The organism is Hydrogenophaga sp., assembly GCF_022844385.1.
Lineage (GTDB): Bacteria > Pseudomonadota > Gammaproteobacteria > Burkholderiales > Burkholderiaceae_C > Hydrogenophaga.
On the sequence record NZ_JALHLX010000139.1, the window covers coordinates 1 to 3,023 of the forward strand.

Sequence of the window (3,023 nt, forward strand, 5' to 3'; positions counted from 1 at the left end):
ATCAGACCCAACAACAACGGCGCCGGCTCGCAACCGAGCTTGATGAAGCTGTATCCGATCAAACCAAAGATGGCCACCATCCAGATGTCGAAGCTGTTGTTGTTGGTCGAATAGACGCCGATCGCACAGAACAGCAGGATGGCCGGAAACAACCAGCGGTAAGGCACGGAAAGCAGCTTCACCCACACGCCAATGAGCGGAAGGTTCAGCACCACGAGCATCAGGTTTCCAATCCACATCGAGGCGATCAGTCCCCAGAACAGCTCGGGATTGGACGTCATGACCTGGGGGCCAGGCTGGATGTTGTGAATGGTCATCGCACCCACCATCAGCGCCATCACGGCGTTGGGCGGGATGCCCAGGGTGAGCAACGGGATGAATGAGGTTTGCGACCCCGCGTTGTTGGCCGACTCGGGCGCCGCCACACCGCGGATGTTGCCCTGGCCGAAAGGCACTTCACCCGGCTTGAGTTTGGTCTTCTTCTCGATGGTGTAGGCGGCAAACGACGACAGCAAAGCACCACCACCGGGCAGGATGCCCAGCACCGAACCCAGGGCCGTGCCGCGGATAACGGCAGGCAACATGCGCTTGAAGTCTTCCTTCGTGGGCATGAGGCCCTGCACCTTGCCGGTGAACACTTCGCGCTTGCTTTCGTCTTGCGACAGGTTGCTGATGATCTCGCCGTAACCGAAGATACCCATGGCGATCACGACAAAGTTGATGCCGTCGGTCAACTCGGGGATGTCGAAGCTGAAACGGGCCACGCCCGAATTCACGTCGGTGCCCACCAGACCGATCAGAAGACCCAGCACGATCATGGCCAGCGCCTTGAGCAGCGAGCCCGAGGCCAGCACCACGGCACCGATGAGGCCCAGCACCATGAGCGCGAAGTACTCGGAAGGTCCGAAGCTCAGCGCGACCTCGGTCAGTGGTGGTGCGAATGCGGCCAGCACAAGGGTGCCCACGCAACCTGCAAAGAACGAGCCGAGACCTGCGGCCGCGAGTGCAGGACCTGCCCTGCCCTTGCGCGCCATCTGGTAGCCGTCGATCACGGTCACGACCGACGACGATTCGCCCGGCAGGTTGACCAGGATGGCGGTGGTCGATCCACCGTACTGCGCGCCGTAGTAAATGCCGGCCAGCATGATCAGCGCGGCCACGGGCTCAAGCCCATAGGTCACGGGCAGCAACATGGCGATGGTGGCCAGCGGGCCGATGCCGGGCAGCACGCCGATGAGCGTGCCCAGCAGGCAGCCTACAAATGCGTACAGCAGGTTCTGGAAAGTGAAAGCGACACTGAAGCCCAGTGCGAGGTTGTCAAAGAGTTCCATTTGGGTTGTCTCCGGTCAGGCTGTCAGGAAGGCAGGCCACACCGGGAACTGCAGATTGAGCATGTAGACGAAAGCGACGTAACTGCCGACGGCGAGCAAGGTTGCCAGAAACAAGGACTCCTTGATGCTGCAGTTCGGACGCGCGAAGCCAGAGATGAGCACGAGGCCATAGATGGCGACGATGAAGCCCATGGCAGGAATGCCCAGCGAAGGCAATCCCACCAGCAGCGCGCCAAAGGCCAGGTTTGCGCCAAGCACGAAGCCCAAGGGGCGCCACGCGATCTTTCCGATGGGGTCACCGTCGGGTGCCTTGCTGCGAAAAGACTGGACCGTGATCAGAATCCCGAGGACCGTGAGCAAGATGCCGAGCAGCAGCGGGAAGTACCCCGGGCCCATGCGGGCTGCGTTGCCCACGTCGAAGTTCGTTGCACCCACAGCGAACGAGATGCCCACGATGGTGAACATCAAACCAGAGAAAAAGTCTTTTTGACTTGCCAGCTTCACAGTGTCTCCTCCAAATATTGGGTGTGGCGATTCTGATCCGGTCAAGGCATTCGCCGCATGTGGGTTACACCTACAACGGGAGGGATGGCTTGGGTTGCCGATCGCCTGCGCGACAGGACTACCACCGACCTCTGGGTTGTCTGGCACGCACAGAGGCCGCAATGATCTCGGCCGACTCGGCGCGCTGGGCCCGGTTGGCAAAGTCGATCGCCGACAGGCCTTGCTGGTTCTTCAGCATGGGATCGGCGCCCTCTTCCAGCAACAGCTTCACCACGCTCGGGTGCCCATAGTGGGCGGCCATCATCAAGGGTGTGGTGCCGTTGGGTGATTCGGCGTCAATGTAGGCATGGTGCTCCAGCAGCAGGCGCACCATGGGCAAAGCCTCTGCGTCGGGGTTGGTGGCGGCATAGTGAAGCGGGGCCCAGCCGGGCTTGTTCACCTCGGCCTTGCGTGCGATCAGGCGCCGGGCTGCCTCCAGCCGGCCCTTGAGCGCGGCCATCATCAAGGGGCTTTCGTCCTGGCCGGTGCGCGCTTCGACCTGTACCTTGTCCTGTCCGAGCAGGAAGCTGGACACCGCGGGTGCGTCGTCGCGCAGGGACAGGAAAAGTGCATGTTCGCCCGCCTCGTTGCGCGTGTTCAGGTCAAACCCGCGCTGCGCGAGCTGTCGAACCGCGCTCACGTCATCGCGCTTGACGGCCGAAAAGAAGTCATCGAACGAGTTGGCCCACACGGTGGTGGAGATCATCATCAGAAAAGCCAACAATCCCTTGAAAACAATATTCTTTTCAGGCTTCTTCATGTGATTTATCAAGAGTTTTGATCGCTGGTGGTGACAACACGCGGTCGAACAAGGTGTCGAAGTTGACACTGGTGGCTTGTGCCACCTCGGCCACCGACAAGCCCTTGATCTGGGCAATCTGCTCGGCCACCCAGGGCACAAACGCCGGCGAGTTGGTCTTGCCACGGTGCGGCACCGGCGCCAGATAGGGGCTGTCGGTCTCGATCAACATGCGCTCCAGGGGCACAAAGGCCGCCACCTCGCGGATGTCGCTGGCGCTGCGGAAGGTGATGATGCCGGAGAACGAGATGTAGAAGCCCAGATCCAGCGCGGCGCGCGCCACCTCGATGGTCTCGGTGAAGCAGTGAAACACGCCCCGTGCCACCGGCCGGGGTCCGGCCGGGCCCTCG

General features: G+C 61.6%; 4 protein-coding genes. All 4 read right to left on the bottom strand.

Annotated features, from left to right (window positions below; translation table 11 throughout):
* A partial coding sequence (locus Q0C59_RS16880) for a tripartite tricarboxylate transporter permease (RefSeq protein ID WP_291217676.1) occupies positions 1-1,331 on the bottom strand: 1,331 nt, incomplete at its 3' end.
* A gap of 15 nt (positions 1,332-1,346) precedes the next feature.
* Positions 1,347-1,835, bottom strand: coding sequence for a tripartite tricarboxylate transporter TctB family protein (locus Q0C59_RS16885; protein ID WP_291217679.1), 489 nt, complete (start codon positions 1,833-1,835; stop codon positions 1,347-1,349).
* Between the two features lie 118 nt (positions 1,836-1,953).
* A complete protein-coding gene (locus Q0C59_RS16890) occupies positions 1,954-2,634 on the bottom strand; it encodes an ankyrin repeat domain-containing protein (RefSeq protein ID WP_291217682.1) in 681 nt (226 codons plus the stop codon).
* Positions 2,621-3,023: TatD family hydrolase (locus Q0C59_RS16895; RefSeq protein WP_291217684.1), on the bottom strand; the 403-nt coding region annotated here is incomplete at its 5' end. The genes Q0C59_RS16890 and Q0C59_RS16895, both read right to left, overlap by 14 nt.

What these genes read in the sequence shown, in the direction of transcription:
- Q0C59_RS16890 (WP_291217682.1), bottom strand. Translation starts at nt 2,634, where the DNA reads ATGAAGAAGCCTGAAAAGAATATTGTTTTCAAGGGATTGTTGGCTTTT.